At 65.8% G+C, this 18,654-nt stretch carries 21 protein-coding genes; 10 read left to right on the plus strand and 11 right to left on the minus strand.

Going from position 1 to position 18,654, the window contains the following annotated elements; translation table 11 throughout:
• The first annotated feature begins 251 nt into the window (after positions 1 to 251).
• The 3 genes from BTO20_RS05405 to BTO20_RS05415 are packed head-to-tail and all read left to right on the plus strand — an operon-like array spanning position 252 to position 2,135.
• A complete protein-coding gene (locus BTO20_RS05405; RefSeq protein ID WP_087074009.1) occupies positions 252 to 1,499 on the plus strand; it encodes an inorganic phosphate transporter in 1,248 nt (415 codons plus the stop codon).
• 35 nt (positions 1,500 to 1,534) lie between these two features.
• A complete protein-coding gene (locus BTO20_RS05410; protein WP_087074011.1) occupies positions 1,535 to 1,816 on the plus strand; it encodes a hypothetical protein in 282 nt (93 codons plus the stop codon).
• A 10-nt stretch (positions 1,817 to 1,826) separates the two neighbouring features.
• A complete protein-coding gene (locus BTO20_RS05415; RefSeq protein ID WP_087074013.1) occupies positions 1,827 to 2,135 on the plus strand; it encodes a DUF3349 domain-containing protein in 309 nt (102 codons plus the stop codon).
• A gap of 52 nt (positions 2,136 to 2,187) precedes the next feature.
• Here the strand turns inward: BTO20_RS05415 and BTO20_RS05420 are convergent, their stop codons facing one another.
• Both BTO20_RS05420 and BTO20_RS05425 read right to left on the minus strand, forming a co-directional pair.
• The gene (locus BTO20_RS05420) at positions 2,188 to 2,571 is read right to left on the minus strand and encodes a VOC family protein (RefSeq protein WP_087074015.1); all 384 of its coding nucleotides are present in this window, start codon (positions 2,569 to 2,571) and stop codon (positions 2,188 to 2,190) included.
• Between the two features lie 45 nt (positions 2,572 to 2,616).
• A complete protein-coding gene (locus BTO20_RS05425) occupies positions 2,617 to 3,486 on the minus strand; it encodes an SDR family oxidoreductase (RefSeq protein WP_087074017.1) in 870 nt (289 codons plus the stop codon).
• 176 nt (positions 3,487 to 3,662) lie between these two features.
• Here BTO20_RS05425 and BTO20_RS05430 point away from each other — a divergent pair, with 176 nt between their 5' ends.
• Positions 3,663 to 4,712, plus strand: coding sequence for an alpha/beta fold hydrolase (locus BTO20_RS05430; protein WP_087074019.1), 1,050 nt, complete (start codon positions 3,663 to 3,665; stop codon positions 4,710 to 4,712).
• Between the two features lie 11 nt (positions 4,713 to 4,723).
• Positions 4,724 to 5,470, plus strand: a complete 747-nt coding sequence (locus BTO20_RS05435; RefSeq protein WP_087074022.1) for an SDR family oxidoreductase — start codon at positions 4,724 to 4,726, stop codon at positions 5,468 to 5,470.
• 10 nt (positions 5,471 to 5,480) lie between these two features.
• Here BTO20_RS05435 and BTO20_RS05440 read toward each other — a convergent pair whose 3' ends face one another.
• Positions 5,481 to 6,410, minus strand: a complete 930-nt coding sequence (locus tag BTO20_RS05440) for a 1,4-dihydroxy-2-naphthoyl-CoA synthase (RefSeq protein ID WP_087074024.1) — start codon at positions 6,408 to 6,410, stop codon at positions 5,481 to 5,483.
• 90 nt (positions 6,411 to 6,500) lie between these two features.
• On the opposite strand from BTO20_RS05440, the gene BTO20_RS05445 reads away from it, so the two are divergent.
• Positions 6,501 to 6,776 (plus strand): hypothetical protein, encoded by a 276-nt coding sequence (locus BTO20_RS05445; RefSeq protein ID WP_087074026.1) that lies wholly within the window; start codon positions 6,501 to 6,503, stop codon positions 6,774 to 6,776.
• Between the two features lie 9 nt (positions 6,777 to 6,785).
• On the opposite strand, the gene BTO20_RS05450 is transcribed toward BTO20_RS05445, so the two are convergent.
• The 5 genes from BTO20_RS05450 to BTO20_RS05470 all read right to left on the minus strand — a co-directional run bounded on the left by BTO20_RS05450 (position 6,786) and on the right by BTO20_RS05470 (position 11,711).
• Positions 6,786 to 7,235 (minus strand): nitroreductase family deazaflavin-dependent oxidoreductase, encoded by a 450-nt coding sequence (locus tag BTO20_RS05450; protein ID WP_087074028.1) that lies wholly within the window; start codon positions 7,233 to 7,235, stop codon positions 6,786 to 6,788.
• 290 nt (positions 7,236 to 7,525) lie between these two features.
• Positions 7,526 to 8,797 carry an HNH endonuclease signature motif containing protein gene (locus BTO20_RS05455; protein ID WP_087074030.1) on the minus strand — a complete coding sequence of 424 codons (1,272 nt, stop codon included), beginning with the start codon at positions 8,795 to 8,797 and terminating at the stop codon, positions 7,526 to 7,528.
• Between the two features lie 187 nt (positions 8,798 to 8,984).
• Positions 8,985 to 9,674: an HAD family hydrolase gene (locus tag BTO20_RS05460; RefSeq protein WP_087074032.1), complete on the minus strand. Its 690-nt coding sequence runs from the start codon at positions 9,672 to 9,674 to the stop codon at positions 8,985 to 8,987.
• Between the two features lie 15 nt (positions 9,675 to 9,689).
• The gene (locus BTO20_RS05465) at positions 9,690 to 10,928 is read right to left on the minus strand and encodes a GNAT family N-acetyltransferase (protein WP_087074035.1); all 1,239 of its coding nucleotides are present in this window, start codon (positions 10,926 to 10,928) and stop codon (positions 9,690 to 9,692) included.
• Positions 10,929 to 10,991: 63 nt separating this feature from the next.
• Positions 10,992 to 11,711, minus strand: a complete 720-nt coding sequence (locus BTO20_RS05470; protein ID WP_087074037.1) for an SDR family NAD(P)-dependent oxidoreductase — start codon at positions 11,709 to 11,711, stop codon at positions 10,992 to 10,994.
• Positions 11,712 to 11,761: 50 nt separating this feature from the next.
• Here BTO20_RS05470 and BTO20_RS05475 point away from each other — a divergent pair, with 50 nt between their 5' ends.
• Positions 11,762 to 12,310 carry a MarR family winged helix-turn-helix transcriptional regulator gene (locus BTO20_RS05475; RefSeq protein WP_087074039.1) on the plus strand — a complete coding sequence of 183 codons (549 nt, stop codon included), beginning with the start codon at positions 11,762 to 11,764 and terminating at the stop codon, positions 12,308 to 12,310.
• Between the two features lie 13 nt (positions 12,311 to 12,323).
• On the opposite strand, the gene BTO20_RS05480 is transcribed toward BTO20_RS05475, so the two are convergent.
• Entirely contained in the window at positions 12,324 to 13,559 is a 1,236-nt protein-coding gene (locus tag BTO20_RS05480) for an RNA polymerase sigma factor (protein ID WP_087074041.1), read from the minus strand.
• Positions 13,560 to 13,959: 400 nt separating this feature from the next.
• Here BTO20_RS05480 and BTO20_RS05485 point away from each other — a divergent pair, with 400 nt between their 5' ends.
• Complete coding sequence (locus BTO20_RS05485) at positions 13,960 to 14,370, plus strand: hypothetical protein (RefSeq protein ID WP_087074043.1); 411 nt, start codon at positions 13,960 to 13,962, stop codon at positions 14,368 to 14,370.
• Between the two features lie 28 nt (positions 14,371 to 14,398).
• On the opposite strand, the gene fadD8 is transcribed toward BTO20_RS05485, so the two are convergent.
• Positions 14,399 to 15,997, minus strand: coding sequence for a fatty-acid--CoA ligase FadD8 (gene fadD8, locus BTO20_RS05490; protein ID WP_087074045.1), 1,599 nt, complete (start codon positions 15,995 to 15,997; stop codon positions 14,399 to 14,401).
• Between the two features lie 151 nt (positions 15,998 to 16,148).
• Between fadD8 and BTO20_RS05495 the strand changes: the two genes are divergently transcribed.
• A complete protein-coding gene (locus BTO20_RS05495; RefSeq protein ID WP_087074047.1) occupies positions 16,149 to 16,388 on the plus strand; it encodes a hypothetical protein in 240 nt (79 codons plus the stop codon).
• 50 nt (positions 16,389 to 16,438) lie between these two features.
• On the opposite strand, the gene BTO20_RS05500 is transcribed toward BTO20_RS05495, so the two are convergent.
• Positions 16,439 to 16,897: a YciI family protein gene (locus tag BTO20_RS05500; RefSeq protein ID WP_087074048.1), complete on the minus strand. Its 459-nt coding sequence runs from the start codon at positions 16,895 to 16,897 to the stop codon at positions 16,439 to 16,441.
• A gap of 135 nt (positions 16,898 to 17,032) precedes the next feature.
• Between BTO20_RS05500 and BTO20_RS05505 the strand changes: the two genes are divergently transcribed.
• Complete coding sequence (locus BTO20_RS05505; protein ID WP_087074050.1) at positions 17,033 to 18,649, plus strand: amidohydrolase; 1,617 nt, start codon at positions 17,033 to 17,035, stop codon at positions 18,647 to 18,649.
• The last annotated feature ends 5 nt before the right edge of the window (positions 18,650 to 18,654 follow it).

Consider the following 18,654-nt stretch of genomic DNA (forward strand, 5'->3'; position numbering starts at 1 on the left):
TGGGGGACCGGGCGGGGATCCCGGGACATGCGACGGAGACTGCATCGATGGTAGTGCCGTCGGGGGCTGTGGATCACAGTGAACATATCGCAGGAGTCCGGCTGATTGTTGCCACGGGCAAACGCCTTGAAGCCCTAAGATGAACAATCGGTGAACTCATCGCCGAACAAGTTGAATTGCCTGTTGGGAGGGCTAAACCGGGTGATGCTTCAGCTGGTCAAAATTGCCAGTAGTCCCTCAGAATTAGCGCCATGAGCGCAGAGCTGATCATCCTGGTGTTGTTGATAGCAACAGCACTGGCTTTTGACTTCACAAACGGCTTTCACGATACCGGCAATGCCATGGCGACCTCGATCGCGACGGGCGCCCTCAAGCCCAAGACGGCTGTTCTTCTTGCCGGCATCCTCAACCTGGTCGGCGCGTTCCTCTCCGTCGAAGTGGCTGTCACCGTCACCACATCGGTGATCAAGGTCCAGGACAGCAAAACGGGCCACCTGCTCCCGTCGATCTCCTCGTCGACCGGCCTCACCATCATCTTCGCGGGCCTCATCGGCGGCATCCTCTGGAATTTGCTCACCTGGCTCTTCGGTATCCCGTCCAGCTCGTCGCATGCGCTCTTCGGCGGTCTGATCGGTGCCGGCCTCGCCGCGCTGGGCAGCAGTGGTGTCAACTGGAGCGGCGTCATCTCCAAGGTGCTCATCCCGGCCGTCGCGTCGCCTCTGATCGCGGGAATCGTTGCCGCGGTTGGCACCTGGCTGGTGTACCGCATCACCCGCAACGTCATCAAGAAGCGGCGCGAGGAGGGCTTCCGCTGGGGCCAGATCGCCACCGCCTCGCTGGTCGCTCTGGCTCACGGCACCAATGACGCGCAGAAGACCATGGGTGTCATCGCGCTCGCGCTCATCACCACCGGCCACCTGACCGGTGACGTCAAGAAGGACGGCCTGCCGTTCTGGATCATCCTGTCCTGCGCACTGGCCATCGGCCTGGGTACATACATCGGCGGCTGGCGCGTCATCCGCACGCTGGGCAAGGGTCTCGTCGAGATCGAGTCCCCGCAGGGCTTCGCCGCCGAGGCCTCCTCGGCAGTGGTCATCCTGAGCTCTTCGGCCGCCGGCATGGCGCTGTCGACCACCCACGTGGCGACCGGTTCGATCCTCGGTAGCGGTGTGGGCAAGCCCGGCGCCGAGGTGCGTTGGGCGGTCGCCGGCCGCATGGCGCTGGCGTGGCTGGTCACGCTGCCCGCCGCGGGCATCGTCGGTGCGCTGTCCTTCTGGCTCTCCGAGGGTGTCGAGTCGCTCACCGGTTCGGCTCTGGCCGGCGACGGCCTGATCTTCCTCATCCTGGTGGCGCTGTCCGGCTACATGTGGTGGCGTGCCCAGCAGCAGAAGGTCGACTCCAAGAACGTCAACGCCGACTGGGACGATTCGACCAACTCCGTCGTGCCCGCCGAGGTCCGCGAGGCCACCAAAAGCGGCGACAAAGCCGCAGCGGTCTGACCGGACTCCGAGACGCAACGAATAGGGACTGACAGATGACTTATGTAGAAGCCATTTTCAAGGTGCTGGTGGTCGGACTGATTCTCGGCGCCGGACTGCCCGCACTGTTCGCGAGCGGCCTGGTGGCGTACTCCAGCGGTGCCGGGGGCACGCACGAGGACGGCACGGTCTCGGCGCCCAATCAGGCGCTCAAGGCCCTCGGACTGCTGCTGTTCGCGGTGGTGGCCGCGGTGATCGTGATCGCGATCCTCTACATCACCAGGACCACGATCATCCACCACTTCGGTTTCAACCCCGTCCCCTTCCTCCCTAAGTGAGCTGACCACCATGACAGAAGGCACGAGTGTCATCGACAACGTTCTGGGTTGGCTGCACCAGGGTTACCCGGAGGGTGTTCCGCCCAAGGACTACTTTCCGCTGCTGGCGCTGCTGAAGCGCTCGCTCACCGAGGACGAGATCATCAAGGCCGCGCAGACGATCCTGCGGTCCAGCAACGGCGATGCGCCGGTGACCGACGACGAGATTCACCGCGCGATCCACCAGATCACCGAGAAGGCACCGAATCCCGAGGAGATTCATCAGGTGGCGTCCCGGCTGGCCTCGGTCGGCTGGCCGTTGGCGACGCCGACTCGCTGAGCTCATAACACGAAAACCCCTGCCGCGGCAGGGGTTTTCGTTATTTGACGGCTCAATCCCTGGTGTCGTGGCGCAGCGGGTGGTTGTCGGGTACTTCGACGAAGATCAGCGTGACGCCGTCGGGGTCGGTCACGTGCATCTCGTGCAGACCCCACGGTTCCTCTTGGGCGGCCCGCGTGATCGGCACCCCGCGGCTCTGCAGTTCGGCCTGGGCGGCGTAGAGGTCGCGCACCTGCAACCACAGGGCGCCGGGGAAGACTCCGGATTCGGTGGGGGAGTGATGGCCGGCCAATTCGATCAGCGACTGCCCGGCGTAGAACACCGTGCCGCCCGGATAGTCCCGGGCGATCGCCAGACCGATGCCGTCGCGGTAGAACTCCAGTGCTTTCGCGTAGTCGACCGGCCGAATCAGCATCCGGGTGGCCAGGATCTCCATAGCTGACTGTTTACCATCGGGCCGCGGTCCGCGCGCCCCGACACGTCAGACTGGCTGGACCCGCTGCCTTTTCATCATGGCGTCGACCAGTCCGGGGGCCACGGTGTTCAGCGCTTTGGCCGTCACGGCCATGCGCGGCGCGATCTGCACGGGGCGGGTCCGGGTCGCGGTCACCATCCAGTCGGCGGCCTCGCTCGCCGACAGCCCGGGCAGGTTGTCGTAGGCGCGGGTCGGGGCGATCATCGGGGTTTTCACCAACGGGTAGTACAGCGTCGTGGAATGCACGCCGACTGCCGACCATTCGGTCTCGATGACTCTGCTGACCGCGCTGAGCGCCGCCTTCGAGGCGTTGTACACCGCGAACAGCGGTGAGGATTCGTTCATCACGCCCCACGTCGACACATTGATGATGTGGCCGTCGCGGCGCTCCCGCATGCCCGGCGCCAGCCCGCGGATGAGCCGCAACGGCGAATAGTAGTTGAGCGTCATGGTCCGTTCGACGTCGTGCCAGCGGTCCAGCGATTCGGCCAGCGGGCGTCGGATCGACCGTCCGGCGTTGTTGATCAGGATGTCCACGCCGCCCAGGTCGCGCTGCACCGTCGCGACCAGCTCGTCGATCGCGTCCATGTCGGAGAGGTCGACGGCGTGCGCCACGGCCTCACCACCGTTGGCGGTGATCCGTCCGACGAGATCGTCGAGGAGGTCCTGACGACGGGCCACGGCCACCACGGTGGCACCGCGGGCAGCCAGCTTCTCGGCGGCGGCCGCACCGATGCCCGACGATGCGCCCGTCAGCAGGATGCGCTTGCCTGCGATGTCGATGTCATCGCGGGTGTGCAACCGGTCGGTCAGCGGCGGACGCATGCTGGTCAGCAGCAGCTGTTCGGACAGCCGGCGCAGCGGGCTCTTGCTCATGCGATGAGTCTAGGAACGGGCCCGTACCGCCAGGCGCCGGAGGTGCTCCAAGAGATTTGGCCGTTGTGCTTGACCGGCCTCGACGAGCGTGTAGGTTCAAACCGGTTATTACCATTTGGAAATAACTGTCCGGTGATGCCCGGAAAGGTGCTTAGCCCCCTCGGAAGGAACCCATCGTGCCAGCACCCACTGATGCCGAATATTTCGACCTCGGCGACTTCACCTTGCAGAGCGGTCTCACGCTGCGCAACGCAACCCTCGCGTACCAGACCTACGGCACGCTGAACGCGGACAAGTCCAACGTGATCGTCTACCCCACTTGGTATTCGGGGTGGCACACGGACAACGAATGGCTCATCGGTACCGACAAGACGCTCAACCCCGACGAGTGGTTCATCATCGTGCCCAACATGCTCGGGAACGGGCTGTCGTCCTCGCCGTCCAACACACCGGCTCCGTATGACCGCGCCCGCTTTCCCGATGTGACGTTCTACGACCAGGTCGAGGCGCAACACAAACTCGTCACGGAGAAGTTCGGCATATCGACCATCGCACTCGTCACCGGCTGGTCGATGGGTGCCGGGCAGACTTACCAGTGGGCGGTGAGCCATCCCGAACTGGTGCAGCGCGCGGCGCCGTTCTGCGGGTCGAGCATCACTGCGCCACACAACAAGGTCTTCCTCGAGTCGTTGATCTTCGCTCTGACGGCGGACGCGGTGTGGGCCGATGGGGATTACTCCCCGGACAGGCTGCCGGTCAAGGGATTACGTGCATTCGCCAGGGTCTACTCGGGCTGGGGCTACTCGCAGGCGTTCTACTGGCAGGAAGCGTGGCGTGAGCTGGGCTTCACGTCGTTCGACGATTTTCTGTACGGCTTCTGGGAGAACTTCTTCCGCGACGGGCGCGATCCCAACAATCTCATCGCGATGCTGCGGACTTGGCACAGCGGAAACGTCGGTAACACACCAGGGTTCGGCGGTGACGTGGAAAAGGCGCTGGCGTCCATCAAATGTCCGCTGCTGGCGATGCCTGCCGAAAAGGATCTGTACTTCCCGCCCGAAGACGAGCAGTGGGCGAGTCAGTTCATCCCACAGGGCGAAGTGCGGGTCATCCCCGGCATCTGGGGGCACTTCGCCGGGGGCGGAGTAAATCCCGCGGACACCGACTTCATCGATGCGGGTATTCGTGACCTGCTCGGGAAGCCGGGGTACACGCCTCCAGCTTGACCTGAGCAACAATCGATCCCGTGGACAAAGTTGTGGTCATCACGGGCGCAGGCAGCGGTATCGGCAGGGCGACGGCGCGGGTGCTGCTGGATGCCGGTCATCGGGTGGTGCTGGCCGGGCGCACGCCCGAGTCGCTGAGCGAAACCGCCGACGACAGACCGAATGCGCGGGCGGTGACGACTGACGTGACCGACTCGGCCTCCGTGCGGGCGTTGTTCGATGGCGTGGTGTCGGCCTTCGGGCGCGTCGACGTGCTGTTCAACAACGCGGGAGTGTTCGGGCCGTCGGCGTCGATCGCCGACATCGAGGACGAGCAGTGGCACACCGTGTGGCGCACCAATGTCGACGGCGCAGTGTTCTGTGCGCGCGAGGCCGCCCGCGTCATGGCCGCACAGCAGCCGCGGGGCGGACGCATCATCAACAACGGTTCGATATCCGCGCATCGCCCGCGCCCCGAAAGCCTCGCCTACACCGTCACCAAGCACGCGATCAGCGGGCTGACCGCGTCGATGTTGTTGGATCTGCGCGATATCGACATCTGCGTGACGCAGATCGACATCGGCAACGCAGCCACCAGCATGACGGCCGGGTTCAGCAATCAGACCTTGCAGGCCGACGGAAGCCTCGCAGCCGAGCCGACTTTCGACGTCGACCACGTGGCGCGCGCCATCGGCCACATCGTCGAGCTGCCGCTGGAAGTGTCCGTTCCGACCATTACGGTGATGGCGCGGGCCATGCCGTACGCGGGCCGCGGGTGACCCGGCGACATCAGAAGTATCGGGGGAAACCGCTCCAATCCGGATCGCGCTTCTCCAGGAAGGCGTCACGACCCTCCACGGCCTCGTCAGTCATGTAGGCCAAACGCGTTGCCTCCCCGGCGAATACCTGTTGCCCGACGAGTCCATCGTCGATCAGGTTGAAGCCGAACTTGAGCATCCGGATGGCCTGCGGCGACTTGCCGTTGATCTCGGCCGCCCACTGCAGGCCGACGGTCTCCAGCTCGGCATGGTCGACGACCTCGTTCACCGCACCCATCTGGTGCATGGTCTCGGCGTCATAGCTGCGGCCCAGGAAGAAGATCTCACGGGCGAACTTCTGCCCGGTCTGCCGGGCCAGGTACGCACTGCCGAACCCGCCGTCGAAACTGCCGACATCGGCGTCGGTCTGCTTGAACCGGGCATGCTCGCGGCTGGCCAGCGTCAGATCGCAGGTGACGTGCAGGCTGTGCCCGCCGCCGGCGGCCCAGCCGTTGACCAGACAGATCACTACCTTCGGCATGAACCTGATCAGCCGCTGCACCTCCAGGATGTGCAGTCGTCCGGCGCGGGCCGGATCCACGGTCTCAGCCGTTTCCCCCGATGCGTACTGGTAGCCGGTGCGCCCCCGGATGCGCTGATCGCCGCCGGAGCAGAACGCCCAGCCGCCGTCTTTGGGCGACGGGCCGTTTCCGGTCAGCAGGATCACGCCGACGTCCGACGACATGCGGGCGTGGTCGAGCACCCGGTACAGCTCGTCGACGGTGTGCGGGCGGAATGCGTTGCGGACCTCGGGCCGGTCGAATGCGATGCGGACCGTCGGCTGCTTGGCGCCGTCGACGACATGCCGGTGGTAGGTGATGTCGGTCAGGTCACCGAAACCGGCGACCGACTCCCACGCCGCGGGGTCGAACGGACTGGCTGCGCTGGAATCAGAGCTCACCTGCTCGACTGTAGAGCGGTGTTTGACCGGCGCGGCCCACGGGTATGAAGCCCGTTGCGCGTGTCTTGTGCGCGGACAGAAAGGGCTGCGATGAAACGTTCGGCAGGCATGTTGTTCTCTGGTCTGATCGCCGGTGTGATGTTGGTCGGCTGCTCGCCGGCTGCCACCGGGGGCGACACCAGCTGCAAGGACTACCTGGGTGCGGACGAGAAGACCCAGAACGACGCCGTGGCGAAGATGCTCAAGGACGAGAAGGGCACCGACGCGGCCCAGCTGGAGATCACCGGCACCAAGGTGTCGGTGCAGACGTTCTGTCAGACGGCCGGCAAACAGGACAGCAAGATCAAGGAGGCGCCGCACCTCTGACGCACGGGCTTACACCGGGTCGAGCCGAAATACCGCGCAGCGGCCGGCGAGGGCTTCGAACTCGTCGGGGTTCGGCCCGGTGACCAGCCCGGCGTTCTTCATGAACCCGACGCCGGTCGGTACCAGGATGGGAAATTGCCGCAGCAGCGGACGGGCCTCGTCGGCCGGGATCTCCACCATGCGCACCCGCTGCGCGCGGCGGCCCTGATTGATGGTGGCCTCACCGGCGGCGCGCGCGTTGGCGGCCCAGTCACCTCGGGGTAGGCCTGCGACGATGTAGCGCCGACCGTCCACAGTCATCGGGGTGACCGGTGTCGTCCGTGGCTTACCCGTCTTACGCCCGGTCACCGTCAGCACCACCGGGCCTTTGTCGCCACCGACGCCGAGCTTGTTGAGCCCGATCATCACCTTGTTGACGTACTTGAGCCACCACGGTGGCCGGATGCGTTCGTCAGCCATGAACCCAGACTAATGTCACGCGGCTGATTTTCGCTTGCGGGTGTGAATCCCGCACGCGACGAACGGATTCCGCCATCGGATCCCGTTGGCTGAACCCGCCCGGCCGGCAAATCCTGCCACGGGCCGGCCCTGTGGCATCGTGGTCGTCAGTGGTCGCCCTTGCGCGGCTACCACGGGGTCCATGCGTTGGGTAGGTAGGATCTGGTCCTACCGCATCGACCCGCCTGGGCATAGCGCGAATTCGATTGGCGAGCAGCGTCATTCGCCCCGCGTTGCCGCGAGGGCTGTGCCTAGTTGGGCGATGGTGGTGGCTCGGGTTGGAAGGGTGTGTACCACCACCAGTCGGCGCGTTCGCCGGTCGGCCCGCGATAGGGTGGGACATCGGGTGGCGGTGTGGTCGGTGGCCGCGCGAGCGATCCGGGGTGGAGTTCTCGCCCGGTGGCGTCGGTGACCGTGAGTTGGTGGGCGGGGCCGGTGATGGTGATGCCACCCTTGTGATGCAGCCGATGGTGGTAAGGGCAGAGCAACACCATGTTGTCCAGCTCTGTGGCGCCGCCGTCCTCCCAGTGCTTTAGATGGTGAGCGTGTAGTCCGCGGGTGGCCCCGCAGCCGGGCACTGCGCAGCAGCGGTCGCGGTGCTCCAGGGCGCGGCGCAGGCGGCGGTTGACGGTGCGGGCGGTGCGTCCTGCCCCGATCGGTTGGCCGTGGCGTTCGAACCACACCTCGCACGTCGCGTCGCAGGTCAGGTAGCGTCGCTCCTCCTCGGTGAGCACCGGCCCGAGATGCAAGGCCGCGACCGGCTTCTCACCGTCGCGGTCGAGATCAACATGCACGACGACGGTGGTGTGCTGCCCGTGCGGGCGGGCCGCCACATCGGCGTCCCAGCCCGACTCGACCAGGCCCATGAAGGCATCCACGGTGTTCGGGAACGGCGGCGTCTGCTCGCTCTCGGCATCCTCGTGGTCACGTTTCCACTGTGCGATCAGGGCGTCGTGATGCGACTGCATCGCCGCATCGACGGTCGCTGCCTCCTCGCGCGGCAGGGTGACCCGGTAGGTCGTGTAATCGGCGTGGACCTCTTTGCGGAACGACCGTTTGGGCTCCGGCTCGGCGTCCGGGGTGGGTTCGGGTTCGGGGCGGGGTTCTAGTTTCACGGCGGTACGCAACTGGGTCACTGTGGCGACCGCGGCCAGCTCGGCGTAATGCGCATCGGAACCATCGGCGGCGCGCTCGGCGATCACCCCGACCTGATCCAGCGACAACCGGCCCTCCCGCAGGCCCTCGACGCAGAGCGGGAAGTCCTCAGCCCGTCGCGCCACCGCCACCATGGTGTCGGCGTTGTTGGGGGTGACACCGGTTTTCCAGGCCACCAACGCCGCGATCGAGCGAGCACCCGTGGCACCACACAACTCGTCACGCTCCAGTTCGGCGACGATGTCGACGATGCGTCCGTCGATCGCGTTGCGTTGCCCGGCCAACTCCGACAACTCCTCGAGCAACACCTCCAGCCGCTGCGCAGGCGTCACCCCATCATCAGCGAAAGATGTTGGCTGCGAGGACATGCCACCATTATGGCGGAGACCACCGACAAAAACCGGACCCTGTGCCGAGAGCAATCTCGGTCAGAAAACCCGCGGCTACACTGCCCCGAATAGTGCCGCGTACTGCATTGTCGTGCCGCTCATGGCAGCGGTCCGTCGCATTCCTGGTCGCGATCTCAAAACGCCACGAACACGGTGGCGGTGCCGGCTAGGTGTGGATCCCGTAGCGGGTCAGGGCGCGACGCAGCCCGGCGGGCCGCTCGGCGGTCGGCAAGGGGTCGACCAGCGCGAACTCGCATCCCAGCGCCCGCGCGCCGCCGTCGGCTTCTTCGCTGTCACCGACCATAAGTGCGTCGGTGGCGTCCACCCCGAGCTTGTCCAGGGCGGCGGCGAAGATCGCCGCGTCGGGCTTGACCGCGCCCACCTCGAAGGACAGCACGAATTCGTCGACGTAGGCGTCGGCGCCGGCGGCCGCGAACGCCGGCCGCACGTCGAATGCGATGTTGGATACCACCGCCGTTCGGATGCCTTGCGATTTAAGGCTTTTCAGCACATCGGCGGTATCGGGGTAGGCCGTCCAGCTGGCCGGGTCGATCACCCGGTCATACAGCGACTCGGCGTGGTGATCGGCCAGCCCCGACTCGCGCAGCACGTGCAGGTAGGCCTCGCGGTGCAAGTGCGGGGCCAGGTCGCGGTTCACCCACGCGTGGTACTGCTCGTCGGACATCTCCACCGAACGGCCCGTGGGGGCGGTGAGCCGACGCATCAACTCGGCCTGCACATGCCCGTCGACCTCCTGTTCGTCGACGGCCATCCCCTCGAACCAGCTCTCGTCCTCCTCGAGGCGGAACAGGGTCCCCGAAAAGTCGAACATCACCGCATGCACCATGGGAACCATCGTGCCAGCCGGCGGCTAGAAGTCGTCGGGAACGCTCGGAGCCGTCGGCCAGCCGAAGCCCACCGCGGACCGCTGCACCGAGCCCGCGGTGAGTTCGACTGCCAATCCGGCCGCGGTCAAGGACTGCAGGCTCACCCCACCCAGGTAGATGGCCCCGAGATCACGCGCGGTGATGGCGATATCGGGTGGCTCCGTGGTGTTTTCGCAATCGGCGTGGTCGGGGCCGCCGCGCAGCCGGTAGCGCCCGGAGTTCCACGGGCAGAACTCGTCGCTCACCTCCAAGACGACGTCGATCGGGGCGGCGTAACGGCGCAGCGTCAACGCGCGGGCGACGTCCACCAACCGCACGTAGACACCGTCGCTCACATCGCATTGCAAGGCGCGCTGGTCGGCCACCAGGTAGCGCAGCGGTTCGTCGACGGCGGCCCCGTAGCAGGTGACGCTGCGCACCAGATCCATGTCCAACAGGTACCGCCAGAGCCGCGCGTACGCGCGGGAATGAGTGGCCCGCACCTCCTGGACGTGCAATTCGGCAGCGGGCTGTCCGGTATCCGCCCAATGCGACTTGGGGCGGTAGATGGCGAATCCGCTGACGGTTCCGTCAGCGTCGTGGTGCACCGCGAAGCGGATCTTGCCGGAGTCCTTTTGACGCTCCTCGTTGTCGTGGATCCAGGACTCCCACCACGGACCGGTTCGGGCCATCTGACCGGGCTTCTGCGCGGTCGCCTGGTCGTAAATCGCCGGAGCGCAGCTCAGCAGTGTCTCGGCATCGACTGCTGTCACCAAGCCGTCGCCGAGGTCGACGTCCGGGCGGAACGCGAGCTCGCGCACCTGCCCCTTCAACGTGGCGCTGGAGCATGCCATGCCGTAGCCAAAACGCCCGTAGATCAACGCTTCTGACGCGAACAAGATCGCCAGCGCCTCGCCGCGGGATCGGATGTCGTCGAGCTGATGACGCATCATCGCGGTCAGTAGACCGCGGCGGCGGTGGCTGGGCGACACGGTGACCACCGTGACAGCGGCCACCGGCGCGGTCAGGCCTCCGGGAAGGATCACCTCCCGCGCAAACGCCCCGGCCGTCGACGCCCACCGCTTCCCGTCGTGAAACCCGAACATCCGGTCGAGGTCGGTGAACTTGCGGATCAGGTCGATCTCGTCCATCCGAGGGTCTTGCAGGAACACCCCATACGACGCTGACATGAATTCTCGGAAGTCGTCATCGTCGGTGGTTGCGCGCAGGGTCAGTTCAGTCACATGCTTCTGTGTACCGCACCGGGAGTGTCCGAGGCACCTGAATATTCTGGCGTCGCACGTCGGTCAGCGGCTCGGCCATTCGCCTCCGTTCACTGCCACGGTCTGGCCGGTGATCTGGCGCGCACCAGACGAGGCGAGAAATGCGACGGTGGCGGCGATGTCGGACGGTGAGCCGGCGCGCTTGGTCATCGCGGCGTCCAGGAGTGAGGTCCGACGATCGTCGGTGAGCTTGTCCCGGAAGAACTCGGTATCCGCGATGTAACCGGGTGACACGACGTTCGCAGTGATACCGCGATCGCCGATCTGTCGTGCCAAGTCGATATTCCATGATGCGACAGCAGCTTTGGCAGCTCCGTAGGAACCGGCGCCCTTGTCGGCAGCGATCGAGCCGATGGTGATGATGGTGGAGCCGGCCGGCATTCTGGGGAGCAGCGCCGTCGTCATGAGCACCGCGCTGATGAGGTTGTTGTCCAGGTTCTGCCGCCACGCCTCGGCTACGTCGGTTAGATCGATCGGCGCGTCCCGGTCGAAATCCGTGTTGCCTCCGGCGTTGTTCACCAGCACATCCACCGCGCCGATCTCTTCGGCAACTGTCGCGGTGCGCAGCGGGTCGGTGCCGTCGAGCACGATGGCGCGTACCGAGCCATCGATGTCTTCCGCGGCCTTGTGGAGAACGTCGATCCGCCGGCCCGTGATGACCACGTCCGCGCCGTCTGCGGCGAATCGAGCGGCGACCGCTCGGCCGATCCCGGTACCCCCGCCAGTGACAACTACTGTCCGCATGTCTGGACCTCCTGTATGTTTAGATCTAAACAAAGGTAGCAGGAGTGCACGTGGACGAGTCAACATCGGACGACCCGGTCGATGCCATCGCGGCGGCATGGCGGCGCGAATTACCCCATGTCTCGGTGGAATCCATCGGCATCGTCACGCGGGTCTGGCAGATCGCAAAGCTGCTCGGCGATGATCGGGCCCGGCTGCTGCGCGCCCGTGATGCCGATATGGCCACCCTCGACCTCCTCTCGACCCTGCGACGCCACGGCAGGCCCTACCGCATGACGACGCGGGAGCTGGCCGCCGCCTCACTCATCACCGCCGGCGCGATCACACAACGCGTGGACCGGGCCGAAAAACAGGGACTCGTCAGACGCGCGGGCCGACACGACTCCCGAGCCGTCGACGTCGAACTGACCGAGCGGGGCCACGAGACCGCCGACGAGCTCGTGGCGGCCGTGCTGGCTCGCGAATGTGAGCTGCTCCAAGGGCTTTCCCGGGTTCAACGGGAGCAACTCGCGAACACGCTCAAGGCTCTGCTCGGGCATCTTTCGGACGAACTCGGAGTGCGGGAGCGGCCGGGTCATGTCGGGCACCACGACATCTGAAGTCTGACAGAGGCTAGGCGCCGCGCTCAGACTTGACCTTCTCCAGCAGCACCGTCCGTTCGCGTTCGTTGGCCGTCATGGCTGCTGCCCGCTCGAATTCGGTTGCCGCCTCGTCGTTCCGGCCCAGCCGCGACAGCAATTCTCCGCGCACGCTCGGCAACAGGTACGAGTCGTCCAGTCCGGTGATACCGTCCACGACGGGCAGTGCGTCGGCGGGTCCGTCGCGCATCGCCAGGGCCACCGCCCGGTTCAGTTCCACCACCGGCGAGGGGGTGATCTGCAGCAGCGCATCGTAGATCGACACGATGCGGGCCCAGTCGGTGTCGGCGGCGGTGGGAGCGACAGCGTGACATTCGGCCAGTGCGGCCTGCAGCGCGTACGATCCCCAACCACGTTGCTGGACAAGTTCTTTGACGCGATCCAGGCGAGCGACGCCGCGGTGGATCTGGGCGCGGTCCCAGCGGGTGCGGTCCTGATCCTCCAGCAGCACCGGGTTACCGTCGGCGTCGGTGCGGGCCGCGAATCGCGACGACTGGAATTCCATCAGCGCCACCAGCCCGTGTACTTCGGGTTCGTCGGGGGTCAGGGCCGCCAGCACCCGGCCCAGTCGTAGTGCCTCACTGCACAATTCGTCGCGGATCCAGCGCTGACCCGACGACGCTGCGTAACCCTCGTTGAACACCAGGTAGATCACGCCCAGCACGGCGGCCAGTCGCGCCCCGAACTCGGTGCGGTCGGGCACCTCGAAGGGCACGCCGGCAAGGGCCTTCTTGGCGCGGGTGATGCGTGCCGCCATCGTCGCCTTCGACGTGAGGAACGCCTTGGCGATCTCCTCGGTGCTCAGGCCGCCGACCACCCGCAGGGTGAGTGCGATCTGCGCTTCCCGTGACAACACCGGATGCGCCGAGATGAAGATCAGCCGCAGCACGTCGTCGTCGATACGGTCGGGATCCCATGCCTCATCGACGTGGTCAGCGAGTTCACTAGCCAGCACGACGTATTTGGTGTCGAGGTTGTCCTGGCGCCGGAAGTAGTCGATCGCCTTGCGCTTGGCCACCGTCGTCAACCAGGCGCCGGGATTGCGGGGTACCCCGGTCTGCGGCCACTGCGTCAATGCGTCGACCAGGGCGTCGGCCGCCATGTCCTCGGCCAGACCGACGTCCCCGATCGAGCGGGTCAGCGTCGCGACGATCTTGGCAGCTTCCATGCGCCACACCGCGTCGACGGTGTCCCGCAGGTCCTCTGCCATGTCCCCATTCTGCGGCCTTACTTCCAGTGGCCGCCATGTTGGCTGCAGACGAGTCCCGTGCTGTTGCACTTGCTGCAGCCGAGCTTGCCTCCGAGGCCGCTCGCACGGCCTCCGTTACAGCCTTGGCAGTCGTGAAGCGATCGGTGACATTTCTTGCACTCCATGGCATGAATCCTTTCGAGAGTGGTTGCCGGCACGGAACTCTTCCACCCGGCGAGAGGCCTCGATATCGTTCGTTCGAACGACAGGAGACGCGGTTGAGCGTCACTCGAAAACCGTTGCCCACCACCGGCCGTAGTCCGAACGGTCGATTGATCACGGTGGGTGTGGCTCGTAGCTTCGATCCCGAAACGTGGCCGACACGTCCGCGTTGATTCCACCCAATCTCTGAGAGGTACTGATGGACATTGTTTTTGGGTTCTTCGTGTTCGTCGCCGTCTTCTTCGTCGCCGCTGCGATTCTGACAGTGCTGGCGAAGCGGCAGATCGACTTCCACCTTCTGGGCGCATCCGTCGATGACGCCTTCGAAGTTCTGGACAGCTCAGGCGCTTTGCGTGGCGGATGGAAGACCTCCGGCGGGGACGGTGCCATCAACATCCGCCCGGGCTTCTTTCTCGGCGGGCGTGACGGCCGTCCCGTGGTGTCCATCAACCTGGAGCCGGATCACGCGGGCACTCACGTCCAGGTGTGGATGTCTGCGTGGGTGTCACGGTTCGGAATGATCGAGCCATTCCAATCCATCATCGTGATGCTGCGGCGCAACAAGATCGTCAAGGCGTTGAACGCGGTTTGCGAGCCGTCGATCACCTGATTCTGCTCGCCGGGAACCGCGGGGCGACTCAGCCCACCGACCGCTCAGCGCCCGCCCAGAACTGGGCGCGCACCGCCTTCTTGTCGGGCTTGCCCAGCGCCGTCACCGGCACGGAGTCCACCACGAGCACCTGCTTGGGTGACTGCACCGAACCCTTGCGTTCCTTGACTGCGGCCTGGATCTCGGCGGTCATCGCGGCTACCGCTGCTTCATCGGAAGCGGCGTCCGGACGCAGCACCACCACGGCCGTCACCGCCTCGCCCCACTTCTCGTCGGGGGTACCGATCACGCACACTTGGGCCACCGAGGGATGTTCGGCCACAACGTCTTCCACCTCCCGGGGGAACACGTTGAAGCCTCCGGTGACGATCATGTCCTTGGTCCGGTCGACGATGTACCAGAAACCGTCCTCGTCTTCGCGGGCCAGGTCGCCGGTGTGCATCCAGCCGTCGCGGAATGTCTCCGCGGTGGCCTCCGGCAACTTCCAGTACCCGCCCGACAGTAGCGGCCCGGACACGCAGATCTCGCCGACCTCACCCTGGGGCACCCGGTTGCCTTCGGCGTCCAGCAGAGCGGTCCGCGCGAACAGGGTGGGCCGCCCACACGAGGTGAGCCGCTTCTCGTCGTGATCCTTTTTCGACAGGTACGTGATGACCATCGGAGCCTCGGATTGCCCGTAGTACTGCGCGAAGATCGGGCCGAATCGCCGGATGGCTTCGGCCAGGCGCACGGGGTTCATCGCCGAGGCGCCGTAGTAGACGGTCTGCAGCGACGATAGATCCCGGGTATGCGAATCCGGATGATCCATCAGCGCATAGATCATCGACGGCACCAGCATGGTCGCGGTGATCTTCTGCTCCTCGATCACCCGCAGCACCTCGGCCGGGTCGAACTTCGTCAGGACGATCAGCTCACCGCCTTTGACGACGGTCGGGACGAAGAACGCGGCGCCGGCATGCGACAGTGGCGTGCACATCAGAAAGCGCGGGTTCTCCGGCCACTCCCACTCGGCGAGCTGGATGGTGGTCATCGTGGTGATGGACTGCACCGTGCCGATGACGCCCTTGGGCTTGCCGGTGGTGCCACCGGTGTAGGTCAGGCCGCCGATGTGGTCGGGCGCGAGGTCGGCGGCGACCAGCGGCTGCGGGCTGAACTTGGCGGCTTCGGCGGCCAGGTCGACGGCCACGCCCTCCAACTCGGTGGGCACCGGGCCGATGGTCAGCACCTGCTTGAGGCTGGGCACCTTGTCCAGCAGACCCTGGGCCCGTTCGACGAACGCCGGCGTCGGGTCGATGATCAGCGATGTCACCTCGGCGTCGGCCAGCACGTACGCGTGGTCGTCGAGGGATCCGAGCGGATGCAGGGCCGTGCGCCGGTAGCCCTGGGTCTGGCCGGCTCCGATGATCATCAGCACCTCGGGCCGGTTCAGTGACAGCAGCCCGACCGCCGCGCCGGTACCGGCGCCGAGCGCCTCGAACGCCTGGATGTACTGGCTGATGCGGTCGGCGAGCTGGCCACCGGTCAAGGTGGTGTCGCCGAGGAACAGGACCGGCTTGTCCTTGTTGCGCTTGAGGGCGCCGACGGTGAGGTGGCCGGAGTGCAGGGGATGGCGCAGCAGGTCACTCATGCCGTCCAGACTAGAACGTGTTCCAGAAATCTCCGATAGGGATCGGCCAATCCGTCGATTGAGGTAGTGCACTACGCGCGTTTGTGCAGGTCGATCTCCGTAATCTGCCAGTTATCCGACATCGGTGACAGGCGATCGGAGGAGGTTTGTCATGGCACACCCATTCACGTATCCACTGCCCATGCCACGCTCGACCGCGTTGCTGGTCGTCTTCGGTGCCCTCACGGCGGCCGGCTTCGGCGTCATCGGGTCGGCGGGGCCCGCGCACGCCGTCGCACAATGCAGGTTCGATACCCACAGTCCGTTCTTCCTGCCGACCGACAACGTGTACCAGCGGCCGTTGCCGCTGGTGCCGCACTCGGCCGAACTGGGCGGACCGTGCAGGTTGTGACGTCCGGTCCCCGGCGGTGAGCACGCCCGCCGGGGACCGCGGGACCGTCGTCAGCGGTTGGCGGCCTTACGCGCTTCGACGGCCAGCTTCTCGGCGAGATCGGCCTTCCACTGGATTTCCTTCTGCACCCATTCGTTGTCCTGCGGGAACTCGTCGGTGTCATGGACGCGGCGCACCTCGAGCTTGACGCCCTTGCCCAGCGGGCACTTCACGGCCCACTGCCGCGCCTCTTCCTTCGAGGACACGTCGAGGATCCAGAACCCGTTGAACAGCTCCTTGGCCTCGGTGTACGGGCCGTCGGTGACCACCGGCGGGTCGGCGTTGAAGTCCACCACGAAACCCTCTTCGGGACCGGTCAGGCCCTCGCCGGCCAGCAGCACGCCGGCCTTGATGAGCTCTTCGTTGTAGCGGCCCATCGCTGCGATGATCTCGTTGAAATCGATGTTGAGCTCGGCCATCGCGGCCTCCGCCTCGGGAGTGGACCGCATGATCAGCATGTAGCGCGACATTGTCGTGTCTCCTTCTGGAGTAGGGAAGGGGCCCGCTTATCGTGCCCTCGCACATACGTCGAACGGCAAGCAGGCGAATCGACACAACGGAGAAAAGTTTTCGAAAGTTTTTTTCGACCGCCTAGCATCCACGCTATGGCCAGCCCGACGCAGTCCGCCGACCTTGTCATCGTCGGGAACATCCTGACAGTCGACCCCGCCCAACCGACCGCCGAGGCGCTTGCCGTGCGCGACGGGCGGATCGTCGCGGTCGGTACCCGTGCGGAAGTGCAGCCCTGGCTGGGCGCCGAGACCGATGTCCGTGAGGTCGACGGCTGCGTGTTGCCGGGGTTCGTTGAGGCGCACGGGCATCCGTTGATGGAGGCGATCGCACTGTCGGAGCGGATGGTCGACATCCGTCCCGTCACCTTGCCTGACGCCGATGCTGTGGTGGCCGCCATCCACGCCGAGGTCGCCAAGAGAGGGGCCGACGGCGCTTACCTCAACGGCTGGGATCCGTTGCTGCAGAATGGCTTACCTGAACCGACGCTGGCCTGGCTCGACGGTCTTGCCGAGACTCCACTGGTCATCATGCACAACTCCGGGCACAAGGCGTATTTCAACACCGCGGCGGCGCGGGCCGCGGGCCTGACGCGGGACACCCCCGATCCCAAGGGCGCGAAGTACGGCCGCGACGCAGCAGGCGATCTCGACGGCACCGCCGAGGAATCCGCCGCGGTGTTCCCGTTGTTGGGCGGCGCCATTCACCCGCAGGACTATCCGGCGATGCTGCTGGCCGAATGCGCCCGGCTCAACCGCGCCGGCCTGACGACCTGCTCGGAGATGGCATTCGACCCGATGTTCCGGCCGCTGCTCGCCGGTATGCACGATCAGCTGACCGTGCGGCTGCGCACCTACGAGATGTCGACCGCCGAATTGCACACGGATGCCAGCCCGTTCGAGGGGGACGACCTGGTGCGCCAGGTCGGAATCAAGATCTGGGTCGATGGTTCACCGTGGATCGGCAACATCGACCTGACTTTTCCGTACCTGGACACCGACGCCACCCGGACCATCGGCGTGGTGCCGGGATCCTGTGGGCACGCGAACTACACGAAAGAGCAACTCGCCGAGATCGTCGGCACCTTCTATCCCAAGGGCTGGCAGATGTCCTGCCATGTGCACGGAGATCGGGGCGTGGACACCATCCTCGACGTGTACGAGGACGCCCTGACGCGCTGGCCCCGCAACGACCACCGGCTGCGGCTCGAACACGTCGGCGCCATCACTCCCGTCCAGTTGCAGCGCGCCCACGATCTGGGCGTGACCGCCAGCATCTTCGTCGACCAGTTGCACTACTGGGGTGACGTGATCGTCGACGGGTTGTTCGGCCCGGAGCACGGCGAGACGTGGATGCCGTGCGGTTCGGCCGTTGCCACCGGCATGCGGATCTCGTTGCACAACGATCCGCCGGTGACGCCGGAGGAGCCGCTGCGCAACATCAGCGTCGCGGCCACCCGGACCGCGCCGAGCGGCCGGGTGCTCGGTCCCGAGGAACGGCTCACCGTCGAGCAGGGGATCCGGGCGCAGACCATCGACGCGGCGTGGCAATTGTTCGCCGACAACGTGATCGGCTCGTTGGAAGTGGGCAAGTACGCCGATCTGGTTGTGGTGTCGGCCGACCCGTTGTCCGTAGCGGCCGAAGCCATCGCCGACCTGGAGGTACAGGCCACCTACCTGGCCGGTCGCCAGGTTTACCCGAAAGCGGGTTGACGGTC

The sequence above is a fragment of the Mycobacterium dioxanotrophicus genome (assembly GCF_002157835.1).
GTDB classification, from domain to species: domain Bacteria; phylum Actinomycetota; class Actinomycetes; order Mycobacteriales; family Mycobacteriaceae; genus Mycobacterium; species Mycobacterium dioxanotrophicus.